Origin of the sequence: Synechococcus sp. 1G10, from assembly GCF_002252625.1 — a bacterium.
Classification (GTDB): domain Bacteria; phylum Cyanobacteriota; class Cyanobacteriia; order PCC-6307; family Cyanobiaceae; genus Regnicoccus_A.
This window is the reverse complement of the sequence record NZ_NQKW01000005.1, coordinates 56,277-79,677: the sequence shown is the minus strand read 5'-3', so window position 1 is coordinate 79,677 and position 23,401 is coordinate 56,277. Positions and strand designations below refer to the sequence as shown.

Below are 23,401 nucleotides of genomic sequence, written 5' to 3'. Positions count from 1 at the left end.
GTCGGATGCCAAGCTGACGCTTCGCGGCACGGTTCGGCTTCGATGGCGGCACAGGCTTCCCAACCGGCGCGATGGAGTGACCGTTTCGAGGAAGGGCTCCATCCGGCCATCGAGCGCTTCAATGCCTCGATCGGTTTCGACATCACCCTGCTGCAGCAGGACCTTGATGCCTCCATCGCCCACGCCCGCATGCTCGGCCGCTGCGGGGTGATCAGCACTGCTGAGGCGGAGGAGCTCATCGCTGCCCTTGAGACCGTGCGCTCGGAAGCGGCCGAGGGCCACTTCCGCCCTGGGCTGGAGGACGAAGACGTGCACTTCGCCGTGGAGCACCGCCTGATCGCCCTGATCGGCCCCCTGGGCAAGAAACTGCATACCGGCCGCAGCCGCAACGATCAGGTCGGCACCGATCTGCGCCTCTGGCTGCGCCAGGCGATCGATGGACTCGATGCCGGCCTGCGGCGCTTCCAGCAGGCCCTGCTCGACCAGGCCGACAGCCACCTGCACACCCTCATTCCCGGCTACACCCATCTGCAGCGCGCCCAGCCCCTCTCCCTGGCCCACCATCTGCTGGCCTATGTGGAGATGGCCGAACGCGACCGCCAGCGCCTTTCGGACGTGCGCCGCCGGGTGAACATCTCACCCCTGGGTGCTGCGGCCCTGGCCGGCACGCCGGTGCCGATCGATCGACGGCTCACGGCCGAGGAACTGGGCTTCGAGGCGATCTATGCCAACAGCCTCGATGCGGTCAGCGACCGCGACTTCGCCGTGGAATTCAGTGCCGCCGCCAGCCTGATCCTGGTCCATCTCAGCCGTCTCTCGGAGGAGGTGATCCTCTGGGCCAGTGAGGAGTTCGGTTTCGTGCGCCTCACCGACCGCTGTGCCACCGGCAGCAGCCTGATGCCCCAGAAGAAGAACCCCGATGTGCCCGAGCTGGTACGCGGCAAGGCCGGCCGGGTGTTCGGGCACCTGATGGGGTTGCTGACCATGATCAAGGGGCTTCCCCTGGCCTACAACAAGGATTTCCAGGAAGACAAGGAAGCCCTTTTCGATGTGGTGCGAACCACTGCGGATTGCCTCGAGGCGATGGCGATCCTGCTTGAGGAGGGCATTCGTTTCCGGCCCGAGCGGTTGGAGCAGGCCGTTGCGGCTGATTTCTCCAATGCCACCGATGTGGCTGATTACCTGGTGGCCCGCGGTGTTCCTTTCCGCGAGGCTTACCAACTGGTGGGCGGTCTGGTGAAAACCTGTCTGGGCGAGGGGCTGCTGCTGCGGGATCTGCCCCTGGAGCGCTGGCGCCAGCTTCATCCTGCCTTTGAGGCGGACATCCACGCCGAGATCGAGCCGCGGCAGGTGGTGGCCGCCCGCCGCAGTGAGGGGGGCACGGGCTTCGAGCGGGTGGCCGAGCAGCTCAGGCTCTGCCGTGAGCGCCTGGGCCCTGAGGCCCCATCCTTCTAAAGACCCTGCTGCTCCAGCTCCTGGGCGGCGGCCTCCAGCACTTCAGGGCCCGCGCTGCGTTCCCCCGCCCGTTCCCCCAGCCGGCGGCGCCAGTGCCGGGCTCCCGGCACTCCCTCCACCAGATGCACCAGGTGGCGGGCGATGGGCCAGAGCCGTCGGCCGGCCCCGCACCAGCGGCTGGCATGGGGAATCAGGCCACGGACCACCGTTGAGGCCAGGGCCGGAGGGTGTTCCCCGCAGCCGAACAGCTCCCGGTCGACCGTGGCCCAGCGCAGGGGATGGTCATAGGCGGCACGACCCACCATCACCCCGTCCACCTGGCCCAGGTGCTCCTGGCAGTTTTCCAGACTCAGCAGGCCGCCATTCAGTTCGATCGTGAGCTGGGGGCGGTCCCGTTTGAGCTGATGCACCAGGTCGTGACGCAGGGGCGGAATCGTGCGGTTCTGCTTTGGATCCAGCCCATGGAGCCAGGCCTTGCGGGCATGCACGCTGAAGCGGCTGGCGCCCGCGCCGGCCACCCTGTCCACGAATGCCAGCAGCAGCTCGTAGCTGTCCTGCTCGTCGATGCCGATGCGGTGCTTGACCGTCACGGGCAGGGGTGAGGCTGTCGCCATCGCCTCCACGCAGCGGGCGACCCGATCCGGGTCCGCCATCAGGCAGGCACCGAACCGTCCCTGCTGCACCTTGGGGCTGGGGCAGCCCACGTTGAGGTTGATTTCGTCGTAGCCCCAGGCGGCCGCCAGCAGGGCCGATTCCGCCAGCAGCGCCGGATCGTCGCCCCCAAGCTGCAGGGCCAGGGGATGTTCCTGGGGATCGAAGTCCAGCAGTGTGTCGCAGCGGCCGTAGTGCAGGGCCTGGGCCACCACCATTTCGGTGTAAAGGAGGGCGCGGCGGCTGATCTGCCGCATCAGCACCCGGAAGTGCCGATCGGTGCAGTCCATCATCGGCGCCACACTGAAGCGGTAGGCCCCGGCAACGGGTGTCGTCGCGTCGTCTCCCTGCCCCATTCCCCCATGCTGCCTGTCGACTGGTCCCTGGTGGTCGCCGGGGGCGGGCCCGCCGGCTACATGGCGGCCATCACCGCCGCGGAGCAGGGGCTGGCTGGGGTGTTGCTGCTGGAGGCCACACCCCAGCCGCTGGGCAAGGTGCTGATCAGCGGTGGCGGGCGCTGCAACGTCACCCATGCCTGCTGGGATCCGCTGGCCCTGGTGGGGCACTATCCGCGCGGATCGCGGGCCCTGCGCGGGCCGTTCAGCCGCTTCGCCCCCGGCGACTGCCTGGCCTGGTTCGCCGAGCGGGGACTGGAGCTGGTGGAGGAACCCGACGGCCGCCTCTTTCCCCGCAGCAACCGCTCCAGCAGCGTGGTGGCCGTGCTTGAGGCGGCGGCCGCTGCCGCCGGGGTGACGGTGTGGAGGGGGGCATCCCTGCGCCAGGTGGATCCGCTCGAAGGTGGCGGCTTCAACCTGCGGCTGCGCCTGGCACCGGGGCTGGCCCATGGGGCTTCCAGCAGCCTCAGCACCGATCGCCTGCTGCTCGCCACCGGGGGCCATCCCAGTGGCCGTCAGCTGGCCAGTCAGCTGGGCCATGTCGTGGTGGCACCGGTGCCCTCCCTGTTCACCCTGGCCCTGGAGTCCAATCCCCTGGCCGCCCTACGCGGTGTGGTGATGGATCCGGTGGGACTGGAGCTGCGCCTGCCCTCAAGGCGCTTTCGTGAGCGCGGGGTGCTGTTGATCACCGGCTGGGGGGTGAGCGGTCCTGCCACCCTGCGGCTCACCGCCTTTGCGGCGCGGGCCCTGAAAGAAAGCGGCTACCGGGCTGAGCTCTCGATCGACTGGAGCGGCGGCTGCTCCGCCGACGAGCTGAGTCAACGCTTCCAGGACGCCCGCGCACAGCAGGCCCGTCGCCAGTTGCTAAACGCCCGCCCCTGGCCCGAGCTCAGCCGCCGTCTCTGGATTCACCTCCTGGATCGTCATGGTGTGGCTCCCGACCAGCGTTGGGCTGATCTGCGCCGGCGCGACGAGGACAATCTGCTGGGCGCTCTGCGCTCCAGCGCCTACGCGGTGGGTGGTCGCGGCCCCTTCGGCGAGGAATTCGTCACGGCTGGCGGCGTCAGCCTGGGGGAAGTGAACCTGGCCACGATGGAGAGCCGAAAGCAGCCCGGCCTGTACTTCGCAGGAGAGCTGCTGGATGTGGACGGAGTCACCGGCGGCTTCAACTTCCAGCACTGCTGGACCAGCGGCTGGCTGGCCGGCGGCGCCATCGCCCGGGCGGATTGAGCGGTGCGTCGACCTTCAGCGAATCTTGTCGAAGACCGAGAACATCGGGAGATACATGGCCACGAGAATTGCACCCACGATGATGCCGACGATCACGATCATGATGGGCTCCAGGAGAGAGGTGAGTGCTTTGACTGCAACCTCCACCTCGTCTTCGTAGAAATCAGCGACCTTGGAGAGCATGGCATCCATTTCTCCCGTTTCTTCGCCAATGGCCAGCATGCTGAGAGCCATCTCTGGAAACACGTTCTTGCGGGAGAGAGCGACACTCACGGGAATGCCATCCTGAATCTCCACCCGGCAGTCCTCGATCGTATCGGCAAAGATTGAATTGCGAGAGGTATCTCGAACGATCTCCAGGCTCATCAGAATCGGTACACCCGCTTTGCTCAGGGAGCTGAAGGTTCGGCAGAACTGGGCTGTTTCGGTTTTCTGTATCAGGTCGCCGAACAGGGGCAGCTTCAGGATGAAGCCGTCGATCCGCCGTTTGCCCAGGGGAGTGTTGTAAACACCGACCAACAGCCATCCGGCCAGGATCAGAAAGGCGATCAGAAACAGAGAGAATGCTGAGCGAAGCAGGGCGCTCAGATTCACCATCATCTGGGTGAAGACAGGCAGGTGCGCACCCAGTTGTTCGAAGATTTCGGCAAATGTGGGGATCAGGAAAATCGTCATGCCGAGGAAGACGGTAATGGCGATCAGCAGAACGATGACTGGATAAGCCAGGGCTCCCTTGATCTGATTCTGCAGCTTTGCGTTCTGCTCAAGCAACAGGGCAAGTCGCTTCAGGGTTTCATCCAGAACCCCTCCAAGTTCGCCGGCTTCGACCATGGCGATGGTGATCCGATCGAAGACCTTGGGCCAGCGGCGCATCGCCACGCCCAGGCTCATCCCCTGGCTCACCTCCCTGGCGACGGCCTCGAGGGCCTGCCGGAAGATCGGCTTCTTCTGTTGCTTGGCCACCAAGGAAAGGCCCCGCACAATCGGCACGCCAGAATCCACAAGTGCTGAGAGCTTGCTGGCGAACAGAGCCTTCTCCCGCACGGTGGGCCTGGCCTGGAACATCGTGCCCAGATCCAGGCTGAACAGACCGGTGCCCCCCTTGCCTCCGCTGGCCTGCACCGAGCGGGTCGAGGCCAGCGGAACCACGGCGGTTGCGGCAATGCCACGTCGGCGCAGGTCCCGCTTGGCGCTTGCCAGATCAGGGGCTTTCAGCTGGATCACCTTCTGCTGGCCCCTTTGATTGGCATAGGTGGCGGTGAAGATCGGGGTGGATCCTTCCTTCGCCGGCACCAGAGAGCTGGCGAGGATGCCTCGCCGTCGCAGGTTGCGGCGGGCCGCCGGCAGATCTGAGGCTTCCAGCCGCAGCTCACGCTGGTCCCCCTGGGTGCTGGTGTACGTGGCCAGATAGGCTGGCATGGAGGATCTTGATCAGAGGGAGTTGCTGAGCAGTCGATTCAGCTCATCCGGCTTGGTGGAGTGGGTGCGAGCTTCCTCCAGGGCAATGTCCCCCTGCTTGACCATGTAGGCCAGGGCTTTTTCCAGAGTCTGCATGCCCAGTTGGCCTCCTGTCTGAATTTGCGAATAGATCTGGGCGGTTTTTGCCTCCCGGATCAGGTTGGCCAGGGCCGGCGTACTTAACATTATTTCCTGGGCCATCACCCTTCCATAGCTGTGGCTGGAGGGTGAACTCCGGCGGCAGAGTGTCTGGGCGAAGATCGCGGCCAGGCTGCTGCTGAGCTGGGTGCGGATCTGGGCCTGCTGGCCTGCCGGAAACACATCCACCATGCGGTCCACTGTCTGGGCGGCGGAACTGGTGTGCAGGGTGGCGAATACCAGGTGACCGGTTTCGGCTGCGGTGATGGCGAGCTGAATCGTTTCGAGATCACGCATTTCCCCCACCAGAATCACGTCGGGGTCCTCCCTCAGGGCTGCCCTGAGGGCATTGCTGAAACTTTTGGTGTCTTCGTTGATCTGGCGCTGATGGATCAGGCTCTTGTCATTGATGTAAGTAAATTCGATCGGATCTTCGATCGTGATGATGTGCTCGACCCGGCTGTGGTTGATGTAATCGAGCAGCGAGGCCAGGGTGGTGCTCTTGCCCGATCCCGTCGGCCCTGTTATCAGCACCAGCCCCGAAGGCCGCTTGGTTATGTCGACCACCACTGGAGGCAGGCCCAGCTCCTGGGGGGTGGGCACCTTGCTGTTCAGGGCTCGCATGGAAGCGGCGTAGGTGCCGCGCTGGCTGAAGACGTTGATGCGGAAGCGGGCCAGGCCGCGCAGGCCATAGGAGCAGTCGAGTTCCCAGGTCTGCTCCAGCTGCTTGCGCTGGGAGTTGGTGAGGATCGAGAAAATCATGCGGTTGCAGGATTCCTCGCTCAGGGCCTGCTCCCGCATCGGCCGTAGTTCCCCGTTGAAGCGCCCATAGGGCTGCTGGCCCGCCGAGAGGTGAAGGTCGCTGCCCTTCTGCTCGACCAGCTCTTCCATCAACTCCTCGATCTGGAGCTCCATCGGGACCACGCCGGGTTGATCTGGATTCTGAGTTCCGCTCCGGTGGCCCGCAACACTCAGCTGCGGGGGGTCAGGCAGTACGGGCACTCCAGCCATTCATCCCTGAGTCCCGCTCCGCAGCCCTGGCAGGTCAAGGTGGTGAGTGCCTGGGTGCGTCGCTGTAACTCCAGCTCCGTGTCGGTGAGCAGCATCCGCTCCACTTCCTCAAGGGTGGTCTGGCCGTGACGGACCAGTTCCAGGCCATAGACCAGCAGGGTTTTCATTCCGGTCTCGATCGAAAGTTTGCGGATCACGTCGGTGCTGGCGCCCTTGGCGATTGCACTGGCGAGGTCGTCGTTGATCCTCAGCACCTCATAGACGCCGATGCGGCCCTTGTAGCCCCGTCCCTGACAGGTGGGACAGCTGCTGCCGTCGGCCCTGGGTCCCCTTCGGGCTTTGTAGAAGGTGATCGACTGCTCCTGGCTGGCGAAGAGGCCGAAATGGCCCAGCTCTTCCTCCCCTGGGTGGTAGGGCACACGGCAGGTCCCGCAGACTTTGCGCAGCAGGCGCTGGGAGACGATCCCGATCAGGGAGGCACTCACCATGAAGGGCTCCACTCCCATCTCGCTGAGCCGGGCGATGGCACTGGGGGCGTCGTTGCAGTGCAGGGTCGTGAGCACCAGATGGCCGGTCAGGGCCGCCTCGATGGCGGTCTTGGCCGTTTCCCCGTCACGGGTTTCCCCCACCAGCAGCACGTCAGGGTCCTGGCGCATGAAGGCCCGCAGGGCGGTGCTGAAGTCGTAGCCCTTGTCGCGGTTCACCTGGGTCTGGGTGATGCCCTGGAGCATGTACTCGATCGGATCCTCGACGGTGGAGATGTTGATGCTGGGTTCGTTCCTCTCCGCCAGCAGGGAATAGAGCGTGGTCGACTTGCCCGACCCGGTGGGCCCGGTCACCAGCACCATCCCGAAGGGCCTTGAGCCCATCGATCGCACGGCGTTCAGGGCGGCGGGCTCGGTGATCAGCCGGTCGAGGCCCAGACGGGTGCTGCCGCTGTCGAGCAGCCGCAGCACCACCTTCTCCCCCCAGCGGCCAGGAAGGGTACTCACCCGCAGTTCGATAGTGCGGCCGCGGAACATCCGGCGGATGCGGCCGTCCTGGGGCATCCGCCGCTCGGCGATGTCCAGCTCGGCCATGATCTTGAAGCGGGAGGTGACCGCTGGCGCCAGGCTTCTGGGCAGGTGATCGACTGGATGCAGTACCCCGTCCTGGCGAAAGCGGATCCGCAGCCCGTCCTCCTCCGGCTCCACGTGGATGTCGCTCGACTCCGACTCCATCGCCTGGATCAGAATGCGGTTCACCAGGCTCACCACTGGTGAGGCATTTGAGGCCTTGAGGCTCTCCTCCAGCTCCAGCTCCTGCTCCTGCTCGGCGGGTGCCTCCTCCAGACGGCTCTCCAGGCTGAGGCCCTCCAGCAGGGAGAGGCCGTTGGGCTGGGAGGTCAGGGTGGTGTCTTCTCTGGGGCGATGACGACGATCAGCCATTTTCTGTTGCAGCGCCTCGCTGATCTCCTCTTCCAGTCCCAGGCGCAGGTCAGGGGTGATGCCGTTGGCCAGCACGGCCTCCTCCAGCTGCTGGCGCTGCTGCGCCTGCCAATTGCTGGGGATCGCGACTTGGAGCCGCTCCCCCTGGCGCAGCAGGGGCAGGGCCACCCATTCGCGCCATTGCTGGGCTTCGATGGTGGGGCAGGCTTCGGCGGCCCGTGGATCGGCCTGCTGCAGCTCGACGGGCAGCAGAAGCTTTTCACCGATTAGCAGCTCGGCCTCCAGGCGCCTTTGCTGGGGTGTTTCGGCCGCAGGGACAGGGCGTGTCGCCGAGAGGGTCATGGCCAGGACGGGGCCGCAGGGATCAGGTGCGGGCTTCCGCCGCTTGTGGGAGGAGCCCGTCGACCATCAACATGTTTAGGACCGATTGGCGTTGCAGTCAGCATGAGCGGCGAAGCCACTCCCTTCCCAGAGGATCTTTCCGCCGAGGCGGACTCCCTGATTCAAAACCCTGAGCAGTCGGGGCTGGAATCTCCGGCCGACACCGCCGCCCCGGTGCCGGTGCCCAGCGATCCGCAGGCTTCGGCAGCTGCCGGTGCCGAGACGGACTCGGAGTCCGTGGCCCAGAAACTGTCCGCGGAACTCGAGACTCTGCGGCGTGAGCATGAGACCCTGCGCGGTCAGTACATGCGCATCGCCGCCGACTTCGACAACTTCCGCAAACGCCAGAGCCGCGACCAGGAGGACCTGCGCCTGCAGATCGCCTGCTCCACCCTCAGCGAGATTCTGCCCGTCGTCGACAACTTCGACCGTGCCCGCCAGCAGCTCGATCCCCAGAGTGAGGAGGCCCTGGGCCTCCATCGCAGCTATCAGGGTCTCTACAAGCAGCTGGTGGATGCCTTCAAGCAGCTGGGGGTGGCCCCGATGCGGGTGGAGGGTGAACCGTTCGATCCCAGCCTTCACGAAGCAGTGCTGCGCGAGCCCAGTGACCTGGTGAACGAGGACCTGGTGATCGAGGAACTCCAGCGCGGCTATCAGCTGAATGGGCGCGTACTGCGCCATGCTCTGGTCAAAGTCTCGATGGGACCGGGTCCCGGGGCCTCGGAGGGGGCCGCGTCCCTGGCCCAGGACGGGACAGTGGGTGGTGAGGAATCCAGCTGATGGCCGAGTACTACGACCTGCTGGGGGTGTCCCGCGATGCGGATGCCGACACCCTCAAGCGGGCCTATCGACGCCTCGCCCGCCAATACCACCCCGACATCAACAAGGAGTCAGGCGCGGAGGATCGCTTCAAGGAGATCGGGCGGGCCTACGAGGTGCTCAGTGATCCACAGACCCGGGCCCGCTACGACCAGTTCGGTGAAGCGGGTGTTTCCGGTGCGGGTGCGCCCGACATGGGCGACATGGGAGGGTTCGCCGATCTCTTCGAGACTTTCTTCAGTGGTTTCGGAGGTCCAGCTGCTGGCGGCGGAGCCGGAGCCGGCCCGCGCCGCCGTGGTCCCCGCCAGGGGGACGACCTCCGCCTCGATCTGAGCATCAGCTTCAACGAAGCGGTCTTCGGCCAGGAGAAGGAGGTTCAGATCCGCCATCTGGAAAACTGCGCAACCTGTGAGGGCAGCGGCGCCAAAAGCGGCAGCGGACCCACCACCTGCGGCACCTGCGGCGGTCAGGGTCAGGTGCGCCGGGCTACCCGAACCCCCTTCGGCAGCTTCACCCAGGTGGCCCCCTGCCCCACCTGTGAGGGAACCGGCCAGGTGATCGCCGATCCCTGCGGTGCCTGTGGCGGCCAGGGGGTCCAGCAGGTGCGCAAGAAGCTGCGGATCACGATTCCCGCCGGTGTCGACTCCGGCACGCGCCTGCGCGTGGCTGGCGAGGGAAATGCCGGCCAGCGCGGCGGTCCCGCCGGTGACCTCTACGTGTACCTGTTCGTTCAGGCCCACGACAAGCTGCGCCGCGATGGGATCCATATTCACTCCGATGTGGCGGTGAACTACCTCCAGGCGATCCTCGGCGACAAGATCGAGGTGGACACGGTGGATGGTGCGGCCACCCTGGAGATTCCGGCGGGCACCCAACCCGGTACCATCCTCACCCTCACCGGCAAGGGAGTTCCCAAGCTGGGCAACCCGGTGGCCCGGGGCAACCATCTCTTCACAGTGAAGGTGCAGGTGCCCACCAAGCTCAGCAGCCACGAACGGGAGCTGCTGGAGCAGCTGGCCGGTCACCACTCCGCCAAGGACCATCCTCACAAGAGCGGTCTGTTCGGAGGGCTGTTCGGTTAGCGCGATGGTCTGCCTGTGACCTGCAGCCCTGCATCGGGGTCCCCGCCCGCGGAACCAACCCTGCGGCTCGATCTGCGTGGCACCCCCTGCCCCCTCAACTTCATCCGCAGCCGACTGGCCCTCGAGACGATCGCGGCGGGTGAGTGGCTTCAGCTCGACCTCGACACCGGCGAACCCGAGTTGATGGTGGCTGAGGGCCTGCGCCAGGAGGGCCACCGGGTTGAGCGCATTTCAAGAGAGGCCGAGCACGCTCAGGACGCTGACGTTCAGCAGGGGGTCCGGTTCTGGATTTGCCGCCATGGGGGCTGAGGCTGAGACCAGGGCTGACGGAGGCAAGGTCATGGTCAAGGGTCTGGTCACCGCGATTCAGGCCAACTTCTGCCAAGTGAGCCTGGAGATCCCTGGCCCCGGTGGGCTGGACCAGTTGCTCTGCACCCGGCGCAGCCGGCTGGGTCAGGCGGGTGCGCGCATCCACGTAGGTGATCGGGTGGGGCTGGAGGGTATCGACTGGCCGGCGGGTCGTGCTGCCGTGAGCGATCTGCTGCCGCGCAACAGTCTGCTGGGGCGGCCACCGGTGGCTAACTGTGATCGGATCGTGGTGGTCATTGCGATGGCCGATCCTGCTCCGGATCCTGAGCAGCTCAGCCGTTTTCTGATCACCGCCGAGCACAGCGGTCAGCCGGTGCAGGTGGTCTTCTCCAAGGTGGATCTGGTTCCTTTCGTTCAGCTCGAGAGCTGGCGTCAACGACTGAAGAGCTGGGGCTATGACCCCATCGCGGTCAGCGCAGCCAGCGGTGAAGGCATGGCCTCACTGAAACATCGGCTTGCCCAGCCCGGAATCGCCGTGCTCTGCGGTCCGTCCGGGGTGGGCAAAAGCAGCCTGCTCAATGCACTGGTGCCGGCCCTGGCCCTGCGGGTCGGCACTGTGTCCGGTCGGCTCAGACGCGGACGCCACACCACCCGGCACGTGGAGCTCTTCCCCCTCGCCTCCGGTGCCCTGATTGCTGACACCCCTGGCTTCAACAGGCCCGACCTGCCGCACGATCCCGCTGTTCTGCCGGCGCTCTTCCCAGAAATCGTGGATGCCCTGCGGCAGGGTGGTCCCTGCCGCTTCAGCAACTGCCAGCACAGAGGTGATCCCGGTTGCCAGGTGGGAACTGCCTGGGACCGCTATGCCTATTACGCCGAGGGCCTGGAAGAGTTGCTGCAGGCCAGCCCTGCGGCCGTGGAGTCCCGCTTCCAGCGTCAACCCAGCGGTCCCTCCCGTCGCCGTCAGCGCCAGCAGGCCCCTGATCTGGGCTGAACCAGGGCCGCCTCAGCCCCCCAGGCCGGGAAGATTCAGGCCGCCGGTCAGTTCTTCCATTCGCTCCTTCATCGTGCCGGTGGAGACGTCATAGGCGGCTTTGAGGGCCTCAAGGGTGGCGGCCTCGGTCGCCTCAGCGCCATCGGCCAGCAGTTCGGGGGAGAGCCGCACCTTCAGTGGTTGCTGGTTGCCGGTCAGCCAGACGCTGGCCCGGCCATCGGCGCTGCTGCCCTCCAGTTCCATGCCGTCGAACTCGTCCTGGAGCTTCTGGGCATCCTGCTGGATCTGCTGGGCCTTGCGAAAGGCTTCGGTCAGCTGTCCGAAATTAGGAAGTCCGAAGCCGGCCATGCGGGAATCAAGAGCGCTGGTTCAGGCTACGGCCTCCCCTTCGACGCTCAGGCTCCTCGCCCCACTGCCGGCGAAGTACCCGAGACGCTTCACCTCGGTGTGGAGCTCGATGCCGTGGGCGCTGAAGACGCGCTGCTGGACCAGCCGGATCAGCTGGTCGATGTCGTGGGCGCTGGCGCCGCCGGTGTTGACGATGAAGTTGGCATGGATCGGTGAGACCATCGCCCCGCCCACGGCCAGGCCTTTGAGCCCGAGCTGCTCGATCAACTGGCCGGCTTTGCGGGGCTCGGGATTTCGGAAGACGCTGCCACAGCTGGGCTGCTGGTAGGGCTGGCTGCTGGTGCGGCTGGAGAGGTTGGTGCTGGTGCGCCGGCTGATCTCGGCTGGATCATGGCCGAAGCTGAGGCGGAACCGCGCCGACAGCACCAGCAGGGGCTCCTGCTGCAGTCGGCTGTGGCGGTAGGCGAACTGCAGCTCGCTGCTCTGAAGCACGAAAGGCTCATCCCCAGCTGCTGGATCGAGCACCGTCACCTCCTGGAGGCAGTCCGCCGTGCAGCCCCCCTGGGCACCGGCGTTCATTACTGCGGCACCACCCACGGTGCCGGGGATGCCCACCGCCCACTCCAGCCCGCTCAGGCCCGCCCGGGCTGCCTTGCGCGCCAGGGTGGGGATCGGTTCGCCGGCCTGGGCCTCCACCAGTCCCGTGCTCGGCTCGATCACGCTGCCCTGCAGCCTGCGGTTGCAGAGGGTGAGCCCCTCAAGGCCGCCGTCGCTCACCAGCAGGTTCGAGCCGGCTCCGATCAGACGCAGGGGCAGGTTCTTCGCCCGCGCCCAGCGGGCCAGCGCCATCAGTTCATCGAGGCTGGCCGGTTCGGCGAACCATTCAGCTGGTCCGCCCACCTTCCAGGTGGTGTAGTCGGCCAGTGACACCTGGTTCCGGACTGGCTCGTGGGCCGGGGTGAGAGGCACGGCTCAGGCGGCCAGGCGAGCGGCGGGGGCATCCGGCGCATCGGACGACTTCAGCTCCGCGAGGGTCTGGAGTCGAGCCCAGACGCCGTTGACATCTCCCGCTCCCATCACCAACACCAGATCGCCGGGCTGGCTGCCCCTCACCACCTGTTCAGCCAGCTCATCGAGCGTGGCGCTCACCATCAGTGGCAGGTCAGGTCGCGATTGCTGCAGACGATCAGCGAGGGCCTGGCTGTCGACACCGGGGATGGGCACTTCTCCAGCTGAGTAGAGCGGGGCAAGCAGCACCATGTCGGCGAGAGAGAGGGCAGACGCGAAAGCATCCAGAAATTCGGCGGTACGGCTGTACCGGTGGGGCTGGAAGACGGCCACCAGTCGCTGGGGCACCTCCGGCAGGGGGCTGCGTCCGCTGGTCACCATCAGGCGGGCCATGTGCAGCGTGGCTTCCACCTCGCTGGGGTGGTGGGCATAGTCGTCGACCACCTGGCGGCCAGCCCAGCGGCCCCGGAAGTCGAAGCGGCGCCCTGGGGAGCGCAGGGTTCCGATTTCCGAGGCCAGGGCGCCGAACGGCACGCCTTCCAGCCGGCAGGCTGCCAGAGCGGCTGTGGCGTTGCTGAGGTTGTGGCGGCCCGGCAGGGGCAGGCTGAAGCGTCCCACCAGTTCTCCGTTTTCGTAAAAGTCGGCAACGGTGCCTTCGCCGTGCTCCTCCACTGCCAGGGCGGCGAACTCCACCCCTTCGCTGGTCTCGATCGACCACCAGGCGCCGGGTTGGAAATGCTGGCGCAGTACCGGACAATCGGCATTGGCGAGCAGGGAGCCGCAGCCGGCCGCGAAGCGCTGGAGCGTCTGGATCAGAGCCTCAAGGTCGGGGTAGTGATCGGTGTGGTCGAGCTCCAGGTTGGTGATCAGCCCGAGGCTGGATCTGAATTTCACCAGGGAGCCATCGGATTCATCGGCTTCGGCCACCAGCACCCGACCCCGGCCGCTGCGGGCATTGCTCTGAAATGCCGGCACGATGCCACCGATCACGGCAGTGGGGTCCTGGTCAGTGGCCGCCAGCAGGGTGGCGATCAGGGTGCTGGTGGTGGTCTTGCCGTGGCTGCCGGCCACGGCGATCGAGGGCTGCGCGTTGATGAGCGCCGCCAGCACGTCGGAGCGGTGGCAGATGGTCAGGCCGGCCTCGCGAGCTGCCATCAGCTCGGGATTGCCAGCCGGCACCGCCGTGCTGATCACAACCAGCGGTGAGGGGCCTGTCTCACTGTTCAAAGTCGCAATATTGTCTGAATCCTGGTGGGCGAACACCCGCACCCCGCGGCGGCGCAGGGACTCGAGCACGGGACTGTCCCGCGGATCGGATCCGCTCACCTGAAAACCGCGGTCGGCCAGGATTCCGGCCAATGCCGACATCCCAATGCCGCCGACCCCGATGAAGTGAAGGGGAGCCCGGTGGTCGAGCAGCGGTGCCAAATGCGTCTCCATGCGCACCCGAAGGTAGGTGTTGGCGCTGCGCTTGTCTCTCCCTTTTTAACGCTTGTTTGGCTCCGCGAATGGATCCGCTGCCGAAGCGGCTCCAGGAGGGGGAGAGCATTTCTGTATGATCTACACCCAAACTCCCCTTGTCAACGGGTTTCCCGTTCCAGCCATGACCCTGCGCGTTGCGATCAATGGATTCGGCCGGATCGGTCGCAACTTTATGCGTTGTTGGCTCAGCCGTGGCGAAAATACCGGGATTGAGGTGGTCGGCCTGAATGACACTTCAGATCCGCGTACCAATGCGCACCTACTTGAGTACGATTCAATGCTGGGCCGCATTCGCAACGCGGAAGTAAGCTATACTGATAACACCATTGTTGTCAATGGAAGGCATATCAAATGCTTCTCTGACCGCAATCCTCTCAACCTTCCCTGGAAGGATTGGGATGTCGATCTGGTGATTGAGTCCACCGGTGTCTTCAATGACGACGTCGGCGCCAGCAAGCACCTTCAGGCAGGCGCCAGCAAGGTCATCCTCACCGCCCCCGGCAAGGGTGCCGGCGTGGGCACCTTCGTTGTGGGTGTGAACGCTGATCAGTACCGGCATGAGGATTTTGACATTCTCAGCAACGCCAGCTGCACCACGAACTGCATGGCGCCTCTGGTGAAGGTTCTCGATCAGACCTTCGGCATCGTCAAGGGCACGATGACCACCACCCACAGCTATACTGGTGACCAGCGCATTCTCGACGCTTCCCACCGCGACCTGCGTCGGGCCCGGGCCGCGGCAGTGAACATCGTGCCGACCAGCACCGGTGCCGCCCAGGCCGTGGCCTTGGTTTATCCGCCGATGAAGGGCAAGCTCAACGGCATCGCCATGCGGGTGCCGACTCCCAATGTTTCGGTGGTGGACATGGTGCTTGAAGTAGGCCGCTCCACCAACCGGGACGAAGTGAATGCCGTGCTGAAGTCAGCTTCCGAAGGGGCCATGAAAGGGATCATCAAATACTCGGATCTGCCTCTGGTTTCCTCTGACCACGCCGGCACTGATGAATCCACGATCGTTGACTCCGACCTGACTCTGGTGATGGGGGACAACATGGTCAAGGTGATCTCCTGGTACGACAACGAGTGGGGTTACAGCCAGCGGGTGGTGGATCTGGCCGAAGTTGTGGCCAAGAACTGGAAGTGAGCCCCTCTTCCTGAGCTTTTCATGTCCGGCCGTCCCTCGTTTGGGGCGGCTTTTTCATGGCTCAGGCAATGAACTCAGTGAAAATGTGTGAAGCCTTCACTGGCGTCAGCCAGAGGCAAACCGTCGTCGGCCCAGCGCAGAATCCCTGAGCCCGGGACCAGTGATCCGATCCGGCGGGCCCCGGGCAGGGCCTGGATCAGCTGATGGGACCAGTTGGGATTGAGGGCCAACACCAGTTCGAAGTCTTCCCCCCCGTTCAGGCACCAGGATTCGGCCCTGGCCAGGTCCATCATCTCGGGATCGAGCGGAAGGTCCCGCGGCTCCAGCAGAGCGTCGCAGTCACTCCCCTGGGCGAGGACCTTCAGCGCTGCCACCAGTCCATCGCTGCTGTCGGTGCCTGCCACTCGCCAGGGGCAGCCCACTGGCCGGCATGAGGCCAGTGCCGCCACAGCATCCAGCCGGGGCCGCGGCCTGCGGTGGGCCTGAACGCTCCGCTCCAGCAGGGCCGGTGAGGCCTGGTGCCAGTCGGGAGCGGCCGGAGACGGGACCTCCTGCAGCAGCGCCGCGAGGCCCAGGCGGCTGAGCCCATGGGGTCCGGTACTCACCAGGGCGTCACCGGGGCGTCCATCGAGGCGGCGGATCGGTCCGTCCGCTCCGAGCCGCCCCAGGGCCGTGACGGCGAGCAGGCGCTGGCCACCGCCACTGCAATCGCCCCCCAGCAGCGTGCCGCCGTAACACCTCAAGGCAGTGCTCAGCCCCTGGTACGCCCCCTCCACCCACGCCCAGGGGGTGGCAGCCGGCGCCACCAGGGCCACCGTCAGCCCAAGCACGTCCCGGCAGCCCATGGCAGCGAGGTCCGAGAGGTTGGCCGCCGCTGCCCGCCAACCCACATCCTCGGCGGCCATGGTGGCGTCACTGAAATGGATTCCCTCCACCAGGACGTCGGTGTTGACCACCAGGGCCCGCTCCGAGCTGCCGTCCAGCAGGGCGGCGTCATCGGCGAACTGACCGGGAGGAGCAAAGGCTCCCAACCGTCTGATCAGCTCCCATTCCCCCAGATCAGCCAGTGTGGGCGCGTTGCTGACGCCCTCAGGCATGGGGCCGCAGGTTGCCAGCACCATCCACCACAGTCGCCTTGACGATGCCGTCGTCGGCAGTGAGCTCCTGGAGGACATCGAAGCCCTCCACCACGTAGCCGAAGGCGGCGTAGCGGCCGTCGATCAGATTGAGGCCCGCCGGGGTCAGTTCCGCTTCGAACAGGAACAGGAAGAACTGGGAAGAGCCATCGTCGAGGGCTGTATCTGAGTGGGCCCAGCCCAGGGTTCCCTTGGTTGCGAACGGCAGCACCGGTGTGGCCTTGAACAGGCCGAGGTCCTCAAAGGTCTGGTTGTAGTAGGGCTTGCTCTGACCCGGCACCATGATCTCCAGGGGCACCTTCCTCTCCTGGCCGGAGGCGTCCACATAGCCGCTGGCGGAACCTTTCGGATCGCCGGTCTGCAGGACGTAGAAGTCCTCGGCGCGGATGAAGGGCAGGTCGTCGTAGAAGCCCCGCTGCACCAGGTCGACGAAAGCTCCGCCGGTCAGTGGTGCGTTGTAGCCATCCACCACGGCAGTCAGGTCACCTTTGGTGGTGGTGAGCTTCACAGTGGCGCGACCCAGCAGTCTTGGCAGGTCGGCGAACTGTTCCGGAATCTCGAAGGGGAACGGTCCCACCAACAATGCTTCCGCCGCACCGATGGTGCTCAGGGCCCTGCGGCGGGTGGTCAGGAAGGCCTCGCGGTCCTGTCGCTCGGCGGCTTCGGACACCGCCTGCAACTCAGACTCAAGGTTGGCCAGCAGGGTCGTGGCCTGCTCGCGCTGCTCGGGCTGGAAGGCTGTCAGCAGGGCGGAGCGGCGGCTGCTCAACTGCGCCTGGGCTTTGCGGGCATTGCCGGTGAGGGCGCTCCAGCGCTTGGCACGCAGGTCGTCGCTGCTGTCTTCGAGGCGATGCTGCAGCTTCTGCAGATCCTGCTGCTCGATCGGTAAGGCGTTGCGCAGCAGTGCTGCTGGATCGGTGACGGCGTTCCCCGGAGGAAGGGCCGCCGCCGCCGGGCTGACCCGGCCAAAGCTGGTGCCGCAGGTGAGCACCAGCGCCATCAGCAGAAGCGAGAGGATCCGCCAGGGGCTCTGACGCTGCTCGGTCGGCTGCTGCTCCGGCCGGGGGGTCTGCGGTTGTTGCGAACTCCTGTTCATGGCTGTCCCTGCCGGTCTCCGGGCGTTCTGCCGTTCCTCGGACTTTGGCACAGCTCGATGGGCCCCAGATCCAGTGCCACAGGGGGTTCAACGGCCAGCCGTACAATCCCGCTCACCCGTTTCGCCGGAATGATCTCGAGCAACGACTTCCGAACTGGCACCACCATCGAGCTCGATGGACAGGTCTGGAGGGTCGTCGAGTTCCTTCACGTCAAGCCCGGCAAGGGTTCTGCTTTCGTGCGCACCAAACTCAAGGCCGTGCAGAGCGGCAGCGTGGTCGAGAAGACCTTCCGCGCTGGCGAAACCCTTGCCCAGGCCCAGCTCGAGAAATCAACCCTGCAACACACCTACATGGAGGCGGATGAGTACGTCTTCATGGACATGGCCTCTTACGAGGAGACCCGCCTCACCGCCAAGCAGATCGGTGATGGGCGCAAATACCTGAAGGAGGGCATGGAGGTGAATGTGGTGTCCTGGAACGGCTCTCCCCTTGAAGTGGAGCTGCCCAACTCCGTGGTGCTCGAGGTCACCCAGACCGATCCTGGCGTCAAGGGTGACACCGCCACCGGGGGGACCAAGCCCGCCATCGTCGAGACCGGTGCCCAGGTGATGGTGCCCCTGTTCATCACCATCGGCGAGAAGATCAAGATCGACACGCGTAACGACACTTATCTAGGGCGAGAGTCCTGATTGCCATGCAGCTCGACAACGACCAACTGCATCAACTCCTCATCTTTCTGGAGCAGAGCGACATCCAGGAGCTGAAGCTCGAGGGTGACGACTTCCGCCTGGAGGTGCGCCGCAACCTGCCGGCCCCAGTGGCGTTGGCCCCAGCTCCGCTTCCGCCCCAGCCCCCCATGGCGGTGCCAGCTGCTCCGGCGCCGGGTCCAGCCGGTGTCACGGCCCCATCCAGCCCGCCGCCGGCCCCATCGGCGCTCCGGGCCGATCTGGTCGACATCACTGCCCCGATGGTGGGCACCTTCTACCGCTCCCCCTCGCCGGCAGATCCCCCCTTCGTGGAAATCGGCAGCCGCATCAGTGTTGGACAGCCTGTCTGCATCCTCGAGGCCATGAAGCTGATGAACGAGCTGGAGGCCGAAGTCAGCGGTGAACTCGTGGAAATTCTGGTGGAGAACGGCACACCGGTGGAATTCGGCCAGGTGCTGCTGCGGGTCAAGCCCTCCTGAAATCCCGCGGCCCCGAGTTGTCCTGAAGAGTGTCTCGGCTCAGCCCAGTTCCCAGGCCGTTTCCAGGGCCGCCAACATGCTGTCGGCTCGCGCCAGGCCTGAGCCGGCAATGTCGAAGCCGGTGCCGTGATCTGGAGAAGTGCGCAGGAAGGGCAGCCCCAGGGTGGTGTTCACGGCGGCATCGAAGGCCAGCAGCTTGACCGGGATCAGGCCCTGATCGTGATACAGCGCCAGGTAACCGTCGGCTCCCTGTCCTTCGCCTCGCCAGGCAGCCGCTGCACCCAGCCAGCAGCTGTCAGGCGGCAGCGGTCCCCTCAAGGTCACCGTGGGGTGTCGCTGACGCCAGCTCTCCAGCAGGGGAATCAGCCAGTCCTGCTCCTCCTTCCCCAGCTGGCCGCCCTCGCCTGCATGGGGATTCAGACCAGCCACCGTCAGGCTGGGATGGGCGATGAAGCGCTGGCAGAACGCCAGCAGCACATCCAGTTGATGCTCCACAAGGGCGGGGTTGAGGGCCAGGGGAACCTGGGCCAGGGGAATGTGGGTTGTGGCCAGCAACGTGTTCAGCCGCCAGCCGCCACCTGGTGAGCGGGCGGTGAACAGCATCGAGGCCTGCTTCCGCCCACAGAGTTCCGCCAGCCGCTCGGTCTGACCCGGGTAGCGATGACCGGCGGCGTGCCAGGCGTGTTTGGCGATGGGCGCCGTGGTCAGAGCCAGGGCCTGGCTACTGAGCACCAGATCCGCAGCCGCACTCAACCAGGCGAAGCTGGCGGCACCGCTGGCCGCGGTCCCCTGGCCCGGTTCGATCCTCTCCTGCAGGGGCCGATCAAGGATGGGGAAACCAGCTGGATCCGCCAGCGGCGTCCCGCTGCGGTCGCGCAGGTCCATATAGGTCTGCTCCAGCCAGCGGCGGCAGCCCACCAGCACCACATCCACAGCTGAGCACCTCGCCTGCAGGGCCGCCAGGGACTTGAGGGTCACCTCAGCGCCGATGCCGGCGGGATCTCCAAGTGCCACGGCGATCAAGCCTTGCTTAGCGTTCTTTCCAGTGGCTTGGAGAGTCATGATCCGCTGGTTGCTTCTGGGGGGACTGGTGCTGGGCCTGGCTCACGGGTTGCAGAGGAAATGGGTGGTGATCGACTGGTGCCGCTTGAACGCTGATCTGAACATTCCCAACCTCACCAATCTGCAACCGCTGGCGACTCCGGTGTGCCCGGAGCAGGGGCAGCCAGCCCCCCGCTGAGCCCTCTGACGGCAGCTGAGCTGGTCCTTGGTGTCAGCCACCAGCCCAGCGTTCTTCCTCCAGCAGGCAGGCTCTGAACCCTTCCCGGTAGCTGGGGTAGCGCAACTGGTAGCCGAGCTCGACGCACAGGCGCCGGTTGCTGGTGCGCCGGTTCTCGCTCCAGAAGCTGCGGGCCATCGGACTGAGGCTCTCCTGGATCCGTCCATAGGGCTCCACCTCGGGTAATTTGCAGTTCAGCAGGTGGGCGGCGTAGCCGAGGGTTTCACTGGATGGGCAGGGTCTGTCGTCAGCCAGGTTGAGTACTGCCGGCCGCTGGGCACGCGGCAGGGCGAGGTTGTGCAGCAGGGCTCCAGTGATGTCATCGACGTGGATGCGGCTGAACACCTGGGCGGGTTTGTGGATCAGGCGGCTAGTGCCGCTACGCAGGCCGTTGAACGGGCAGCGGCCGGGTCCATAGATCGCCGGCAGGCGGAACACCTGCAGGGGCAGGCCACTAGCCTGCCACGCCTGTTCGCAGGCCAGCCGTGCCCGGCTGCGGGGCAGTCCCGGTGCGGGGGTGTCGCTTTCCTGGACCCAGGCGCCGGCACGATCGCCATAGACCCCAGAGGTGGAGAGGTAGCCCAGCCATTGCAGCGGCAGGCTGGCGAGGGTGGTGCCCAGGCTCTCCAGCACAGGATCCTTTCCGTCACGGCCGGGGGGAACGGTGACCAGCACATGGGTCACGTCCTCCAGGGCGGCTGGCTCGAGTCCCGGGCGTAGCTCGCTGGCGAAGGCCACCGGGTTGATTCCTGCTCCGACCACGGGAGCGCCACCGGGGCGGTGGCTGATGTGCACCGGCATGCCGGTGGCGGCCACGGCCATGGCGAAGTTCTTGCCGCTGTAGCCGCCCCCCAGCACCAGCATCCGGCCGGAGGCTCCCCTCCACTGGCTGCGGTTGACAACAGCACTCACCATGAGTACACCTGTATCACTGCTTGATTCGCTGAATGGCCGCCTCCTGCTTCTCTACACCCCGTCTCCTCCCCACGAGCCTGGTCCGCCCCGGCCGGGGGCGCCCCTGGAGCTTCCCCCATGCCGTGGCTGCTCTTCCTCTGTTGGTGGTGGCCCTGGTACTCACGGCCGCCTTGGTGGCGCCTGAGCAGCCCGAGCAACTCGCGGCGATCTGCGAGCGCCACAACGGACCCGCGGCCTGCCGGGTCTGGTGATGGGGTCTTTGGACGGCGTCCTGGCTTCAGGCCGCCTGCAGAGTCATGGTCGGGCACTGCGGCAGGGCCGGGCCCTGGTGGGTTGCCGCGGCTGGTTCGGGAGTGGCCCACTGCAGCAGACGCACTGCCAGACGCAGGTCACCCTCCATCCAGGCCCGGATCGCCATTGCCCGGCGTGGGTCGTAGAAGCGCTGGCGCCGGTACCAGTCGAAGGCATCGGCGTCGCTTTTGTGGCCGTTGCAGGCCAGGCAGGCGGGAACACAGTTTTCGGTCACGCTCAGACCGCCGCGGCAGCGTGGCTGCAGATGATCAATTGATTCGGAGCGATTGCCGCAGTAAATACAGCGATGTTGGGTCTGTTTGTGCAGGGATTGTCTCCAGCGCCTGACACGCAACTTGGGGCAGAGATCCTCAAGGAAGACCGCATCCCTGACCTGCATTCCCATGCCTCGATTGCGGACAGTTTGCCCATGGCTTCTGTTCTGTCAATGTGTCGACGACTTCAATTCCCCAAGCTGATTGCCAGGGCTGGTTCACGGCGCCAGGCTGACTAGAATCCAGATCCATGAAGCGCGGCGGTGTCCCTGCGAGCCACGCGAGGGACGCAGTCGCGCTGCCTGCTGCGGCTTGGATCCTGCGGTCTGATCGAGGTCATCTCACCCTTCGATCCGGTCACCCAGGCCCAGCTGCGCAGGATCAGGCCGGCGGGCCGCTGGCGGCCCCAGCGCCCTGGCTGGGAGTTTCCGCTCGAGGCCGCTGGTCAGCTGGAGGCTCTGTTGGGGGGTCGCTTCGCAATCGAGCCCGATCTGGCCCAGTGGATGGCCTGGCTGCGCCAGCCCCTGCCGCCACTGCCGCCGCACCGTCAGCTGGTGGCGGCGGCCCAGCTGGAGGTTCCTTTGCCGGATGGGAGGCAGCTGTTCGGCCACCAGCGCACGGCGGCCCGCTGGCTGCTGGCTCGCCGTGGGGCGGTGCTGGCCCATGCGATGGGTCTGGGCAAAACCCTCACAGCTCTGGTGGCGGCTCGGGCCCTGTCACGCTGCGCCGACTGCCGCATAGCCGTGGTGGCTCCGGTGGGTCTTCACGATCTCTGGCGGCAGGAGTCCCTGGCCCTGGAACTGGCCGTGGAGCTGTTCAGCTGGGCGCGGCTGCCAGTGGAGCTGCCCCCTGCAGGCACCGTCCTGATCGTGGATGAAGCCCACTTCGCGCAGAACCTGGGGGCACTGCGCACCCGGGCGCTGCTGCGCCTGGCCCGTCACCCGCGCCTGCGGGCGATCTGGCTTCTGAGCGGCACCCCGATGAAGAACGGCCGCCCATCGCAGCTGTTCCCCCTGCTGGCGGCGATCGATCACCCCCTCGGCCGGGACCAGCTCAGCTTTGAGCAGACCTACTGCCAGGGCCATTGGCGCGAAAGAGGCGGGCGCCGCCTCTGGCAGGCCAACGGTGCTGAACGCCTGGAGGACCTACACCGTCTGATTCAGCCCCTGGTGCTGCACCGGCGCAAGCAGGATTGCCTCGATCTCCCCCCAAAGCACCGTCTGATCTGCCCCGTGACGCTCGATCCCAGCGAGGCCCAGGGGTTCGAGCATGAACTGCAGCAGCGCGTGGAGCAATACCGCCTGCGGGCTGCCCGCGGCGAGGTGCGCCGCGATGCGGAATCCCTGGCGATGCTCACGGCCCTCAGGCAGATCGGAGCGCAATACAAGCTGCCAGCGGCCCAGGCTCTGGTGGCTGAGTTGCTCGCAGGCGGCGCGGCGGTGGTGGTGTTCACGGCTTTCGTGGCACCTGCAGAGCGGCTGGCCGCGAACCTGGGTGGGGCGGTGCTCACAGGCCGGCTCAGGCCGCCGCAGCGGCAGCGCCAGGTGGAGTCCTTCCAGGCGGGCCGGGTACCCCTGCTGGTGGCCACCTTCGCGGTGGCGGGCCTCGGCTTCACCCTGCACCGTGCCAGCCATGTGGTGCTGCTGGAGAGGCCCTGGACCCCGGGCGACACCGAGCAGGCCGAGGACCGTGCCCATCGCATCGGCATGACCGGGCCCCTCACCACTCATTGGCTGCAGCTGGGGGTGGCCGATCAGCTGGTGGATGGGCTGATTGCCAGCAAGGCTGAGCGGATTGCCCTTGCCCTCGGGGGACGTCAGGCGATCCTGCGCCGTCAGGCCCTGCCGGCGATGGTGCGCCAGTTGCTGGAGGCCTGGTGAGTCAGGGGGC

At 66.1% G+C, this 23,401-nt stretch carries 24 protein-coding genes; 12 read left to right on the top strand and 12 right to left on the bottom strand.

What is annotated here, in order from left to right:
- The first annotated feature begins 42 nt into the window (after positions 1-42).
- Positions 43-1,455, top strand: coding sequence for an argininosuccinate lyase (gene argH, locus CJZ82_RS06040; protein WP_094554905.1), 1,413 nt, complete (start codon positions 43-45; stop codon positions 1,453-1,455).
- Here argH and dusA read toward each other — a convergent pair.
- The gene (gene dusA, locus CJZ82_RS06035) at positions 1,452-2,462 is read right to left on the bottom strand and encodes a tRNA dihydrouridine(20/20a) synthase DusA (protein WP_094554904.1); all 1,011 of its coding nucleotides are present in this window, start codon (positions 2,460-2,462) and stop codon (positions 1,452-1,454) included. The two genes, argH and dusA, sit on opposite strands and share 4 nt — an antisense overlap.
- 6 nt (positions 2,463-2,468) lie before the next feature.
- Here dusA and CJZ82_RS06030 point away from each other — a divergent pair, with 6 nt between their 5' ends.
- Positions 2,469-3,731, top strand: coding sequence for an NAD(P)/FAD-dependent oxidoreductase (locus CJZ82_RS06030; protein ID WP_094554903.1), 1,263 nt, complete (start codon positions 2,469-2,471; stop codon positions 3,729-3,731).
- Positions 3,732-3,746: 15 nt separating this feature from the next.
- On the opposite strand, the gene CJZ82_RS06025 is transcribed toward CJZ82_RS06030, so the two are convergent.
- Genes CJZ82_RS06025 through CJZ82_RS06015 form a run of 3 tightly spaced genes read right to left on the bottom strand, consistent with a single transcriptional unit; the run spans position 3,747 to position 8,107 of the window.
- Positions 3,747-5,150, bottom strand: a complete 1,404-nt coding sequence (locus CJZ82_RS06025) for a type II secretion system F family protein (protein ID WP_094554902.1) — start codon at positions 5,148-5,150, stop codon at positions 3,747-3,749.
- Between the two features lie 12 nt (positions 5,151-5,162).
- On the bottom strand, positions 5,163-6,242 hold the full coding sequence (locus CJZ82_RS06020) for a type IV pilus twitching motility protein PilT (protein ID WP_094554901.1): 1,080 nt from the start codon (positions 6,240-6,242) through the stop codon (positions 5,163-5,165).
- A 56-nt stretch (positions 6,243-6,298) separates the two neighbouring features.
- Positions 6,299-8,107: a GspE/PulE family protein gene (locus CJZ82_RS06015; RefSeq protein WP_094554900.1), complete on the bottom strand. Its 1,809-nt coding sequence runs from the start codon at positions 8,105-8,107 to the stop codon at positions 6,299-6,301.
- 102 nt (positions 8,108-8,209) lie between these two features.
- Between CJZ82_RS06015 and grpE the strand changes: the two genes are divergently transcribed.
- From grpE to rsgA, 4 genes are read left to right on the top strand one after another with little or no spacing between them, the layout of a single operon-like run.
- A complete protein-coding gene (grpE, locus tag CJZ82_RS06010; protein WP_094554899.1) occupies positions 8,210-8,926 on the top strand; it encodes a nucleotide exchange factor GrpE in 717 nt (238 codons plus the stop codon).
- A complete protein-coding gene (gene dnaJ, locus CJZ82_RS06005; protein ID WP_094554898.1) occupies positions 8,926-10,047 on the top strand; it encodes a molecular chaperone DnaJ in 1,122 nt (373 codons plus the stop codon). The genes grpE and dnaJ overlap by 1 nt, the downstream gene beginning before the upstream one ends.
- 15 nt (positions 10,048-10,062) lie before the next feature.
- Positions 10,063-10,356, top strand: a complete 294-nt coding sequence (locus CJZ82_RS06000; RefSeq protein WP_233130078.1) for a sulfurtransferase TusA family protein — start codon at positions 10,063-10,065, stop codon at positions 10,354-10,356.
- On the top strand, positions 10,346-11,350 hold the full coding sequence (gene rsgA / locus CJZ82_RS05995; protein WP_094554897.1) for a ribosome small subunit-dependent GTPase A: 1,005 nt from the start codon (positions 10,346-10,348) through the stop codon (positions 11,348-11,350). Before CJZ82_RS06000 ends, rsgA begins: the two co-directional genes overlap by 11 nt.
- A 12-nt stretch (positions 11,351-11,362) precedes the next feature.
- Here the strand turns inward: rsgA and CJZ82_RS05990 are convergent, their stop codons facing one another.
- The 3 genes from CJZ82_RS05990 to murC are packed head-to-tail and all read right to left on the bottom strand — an operon-like array spanning position 11,363 to position 14,134.
- Positions 11,363-11,698: a YbaB/EbfC family nucleoid-associated protein gene (locus CJZ82_RS05990; RefSeq protein WP_094554896.1), complete on the bottom strand. Its 336-nt coding sequence runs from the start codon at positions 11,696-11,698 to the stop codon at positions 11,363-11,365.
- A gap of 21 nt (positions 11,699-11,719) precedes the next feature.
- Positions 11,720-12,667 carry a UDP-N-acetylmuramate dehydrogenase gene (gene murB / locus CJZ82_RS05985; protein ID WP_094554895.1) on the bottom strand — a complete coding sequence of 316 codons (948 nt, stop codon included), beginning with the start codon at positions 12,665-12,667 and terminating at the stop codon, positions 11,720-11,722.
- A 3-nt stretch (positions 12,668-12,670) separates the two neighbouring features.
- Positions 12,671-14,134, bottom strand: coding sequence for a UDP-N-acetylmuramate--L-alanine ligase (gene murC, locus CJZ82_RS05980; RefSeq protein WP_094555009.1), 1,464 nt, complete (start codon positions 14,132-14,134; stop codon positions 12,671-12,673).
- Between the two features lie 175 nt (positions 14,135-14,309).
- On the opposite strand from murC, the gene CJZ82_RS05975 reads away from it, so the two are divergent.
- A complete protein-coding gene (locus tag CJZ82_RS05975; protein ID WP_094554894.1) occupies positions 14,310-15,332 on the top strand; it encodes a type I glyceraldehyde-3-phosphate dehydrogenase in 1,023 nt (340 codons plus the stop codon).
- Positions 15,333-15,406: 74 nt separating this feature from the next.
- On the opposite strand, the gene thiL is transcribed toward CJZ82_RS05975, so the two are convergent.
- Both thiL and CJZ82_RS05965 read right to left on the bottom strand, forming a co-directional pair.
- The gene (thiL, locus tag CJZ82_RS05970; protein WP_094555007.1) at positions 15,407-16,429 is read right to left on the bottom strand and encodes a thiamine-phosphate kinase; all 1,023 of its coding nucleotides are present in this window, start codon (positions 16,427-16,429) and stop codon (positions 15,407-15,409) included.
- Positions 16,422-17,468: a peptidylprolyl isomerase gene (locus CJZ82_RS05965; RefSeq protein ID WP_094555008.1), complete on the bottom strand. Its 1,047-nt coding sequence runs from the start codon at positions 17,466-17,468 to the stop codon at positions 16,422-16,424. Before CJZ82_RS05965 ends, thiL begins: the two co-directional genes overlap by 8 nt.
- Positions 17,469-17,693: 225 nt before the next feature.
- On the opposite strand from CJZ82_RS05965, the gene efp reads away from it, so the two are divergent.
- Positions 17,694-18,254, top strand: coding sequence for an elongation factor P (gene efp, locus CJZ82_RS05960; RefSeq protein WP_094554893.1), 561 nt, complete (start codon positions 17,694-17,696; stop codon positions 18,252-18,254).
- A 5-nt stretch (positions 18,255-18,259) separates the two neighbouring features.
- Complete coding sequence (accB, locus tag CJZ82_RS05955) at positions 18,260-18,751, top strand: acetyl-CoA carboxylase biotin carboxyl carrier protein (RefSeq protein WP_094554892.1); 492 nt, start codon at positions 18,260-18,262, stop codon at positions 18,749-18,751.
- A 39-nt stretch (positions 18,752-18,790) separates the two neighbouring features.
- Here accB and pdxA read toward each other — a convergent pair whose 3' ends face one another.
- Positions 18,791-19,813: a 4-hydroxythreonine-4-phosphate dehydrogenase PdxA gene (gene pdxA / locus CJZ82_RS05950; RefSeq protein WP_094554891.1), complete on the bottom strand. Its 1,023-nt coding sequence runs from the start codon at positions 19,811-19,813 to the stop codon at positions 18,791-18,793.
- On the opposite strand from pdxA, the gene CJZ82_RS05945 reads away from it, so the two are divergent.
- Positions 19,812-19,991 (top strand): hypothetical protein, encoded by a 180-nt coding sequence (locus CJZ82_RS05945; RefSeq protein WP_094554890.1) that lies wholly within the window; start codon positions 19,812-19,814, stop codon positions 19,989-19,991. The two genes, pdxA and CJZ82_RS05945, sit on opposite strands and share 2 nt — an antisense overlap.
- 33 nt (positions 19,992-20,024) lie before the next feature.
- On the opposite strand, the gene CJZ82_RS05940 is transcribed toward CJZ82_RS05945, so the two are convergent.
- Positions 20,025-20,945: an NAD(P)-dependent oxidoreductase gene (locus CJZ82_RS05940; RefSeq protein ID WP_094554889.1), complete on the bottom strand. Its 921-nt coding sequence runs from the start codon at positions 20,943-20,945 to the stop codon at positions 20,025-20,027.
- Between the two features lie 32 nt (positions 20,946-20,977).
- Here CJZ82_RS05940 and CJZ82_RS05935 point away from each other — a divergent pair, with 32 nt between their 5' ends.
- Positions 20,978-21,196, top strand: a complete 219-nt coding sequence (locus CJZ82_RS05935) for a hypothetical protein (RefSeq protein WP_094554888.1) — start codon at positions 20,978-20,980, stop codon at positions 21,194-21,196.
- Between the two features lie 26 nt (positions 21,197-21,222).
- Here CJZ82_RS05935 and CJZ82_RS05930 read toward each other — a convergent pair whose 3' ends face one another.
- Entirely contained in the window at positions 21,223-21,636 is a 414-nt protein-coding gene (locus CJZ82_RS05930; protein ID WP_094554887.1) for an HNH endonuclease, read from the bottom strand.
- 138 nt (positions 21,637-21,774) lie between these two features.
- Here CJZ82_RS05930 and CJZ82_RS05925 point away from each other — a divergent pair, with 138 nt between their 5' ends.
- Positions 21,775-23,391 carry a DEAD/DEAH box helicase gene (locus CJZ82_RS05925; RefSeq protein WP_094554886.1) on the top strand — a complete coding sequence of 539 codons (1,617 nt, stop codon included), beginning with the start codon at positions 21,775-21,777 and terminating at the stop codon, positions 23,389-23,391.
- Positions 23,392-23,401 lie beyond the last annotated feature (10 nt).

Coding starts and splice junctions, on each gene's coding strand:
- CJZ82_RS05965 (WP_094555008.1), bottom strand. CDS start 17,468: ATGGCGCTGGTGCTCACCTGCGGCACCAGCTTTGGCCGGGTCAGCCCG.
- argH (WP_094554905.1), top strand. CDS start 43: ATGGCGGCACAGGCTTCCCAACCGGCGCGATGGAGTGACCGTTTCGAG.
- thiL (WP_094555007.1), bottom strand. CDS start 16,429: ATGCCTGAGGGCGTCAGCAACGCGCCCACACTGGCTGATCTGGGGGAA.
- grpE (WP_094554899.1), top strand. CDS start 8,210: ATGAGCGGCGAAGCCACTCCCTTCCCAGAGGATCTTTCCGCCGAGGCG.
- CJZ82_RS05975 (WP_094554894.1), top strand. CDS start 14,310: ATGACCCTGCGCGTTGCGATCAATGGATTCGGCCGGATCGGTCGCAAC.
- CJZ82_RS05940 (WP_094554889.1), bottom strand. CDS start 20,945: ATGGTGAGTGCTGTTGTCAACCGCAGCCAGTGGAGGGGAGCCTCCGGC.
- CJZ82_RS06020 (WP_094554901.1), bottom strand. CDS start 6,242: ATGGAGCTCCAGATCGAGGAGTTGATGGAAGAGCTGGTCGAGCAGAAG.
- CJZ82_RS05930 (WP_094554887.1), bottom strand. CDS start 21,636: ATGCAGGTCAGGGATGCGGTCTTCCTTGAGGATCTCTGCCCCAAGTTG.
- dnaJ (WP_094554898.1), top strand. CDS start 8,926: ATGGCCGAGTACTACGACCTGCTGGGGGTGTCCCGCGATGCGGATGCC.
- CJZ82_RS06025 (WP_094554902.1), bottom strand. CDS start 5,150: ATGCCAGCCTATCTGGCCACGTACACCAGCACCCAGGGGGACCAGCGT.
- CJZ82_RS05990 (WP_094554896.1), bottom strand. CDS start 11,698: ATGGCCGGCTTCGGACTTCCTAATTTCGGACAGCTGACCGAAGCCTTT.
- CJZ82_RS05945 (WP_094554890.1), top strand. CDS start 19,812: ATGATCCGCTGGTTGCTTCTGGGGGGACTGGTGCTGGGCCTGGCTCAC.
- dusA (WP_094554904.1), bottom strand. CDS start 2,462: ATGGGGCAGGGAGACGACGCGACGACACCCGTTGCCGGGGCCTACCGC.
- CJZ82_RS05935 (WP_094554888.1), top strand. CDS start 20,978: ATGGCCGCCTCCTGCTTCTCTACACCCCGTCTCCTCCCCACGAGCCTG.
- rsgA (WP_094554897.1), top strand. CDS start 10,346: ATGGGGGCTGAGGCTGAGACCAGGGCTGACGGAGGCAAGGTCATGGTC.
- accB (WP_094554892.1), top strand. CDS start 18,260: ATGCAGCTCGACAACGACCAACTGCATCAACTCCTCATCTTTCTGGAG.
- efp (WP_094554893.1), top strand. CDS start 17,694: ATGATCTCGAGCAACGACTTCCGAACTGGCACCACCATCGAGCTCGAT.
- pdxA (WP_094554891.1), bottom strand. CDS start 19,813: ATGACTCTCCAAGCCACTGGAAAGAACGCTAAGCAAGGCTTGATCGCC.
- CJZ82_RS06015 (WP_094554900.1), bottom strand. CDS start 8,107: ATGACCCTCTCGGCGACACGCCCTGTCCCTGCGGCCGAAACACCCCAG.
- CJZ82_RS06030 (WP_094554903.1), top strand. CDS start 2,469: ATGCTGCCTGTCGACTGGTCCCTGGTGGTCGCCGGGGGCGGGCCCGCC.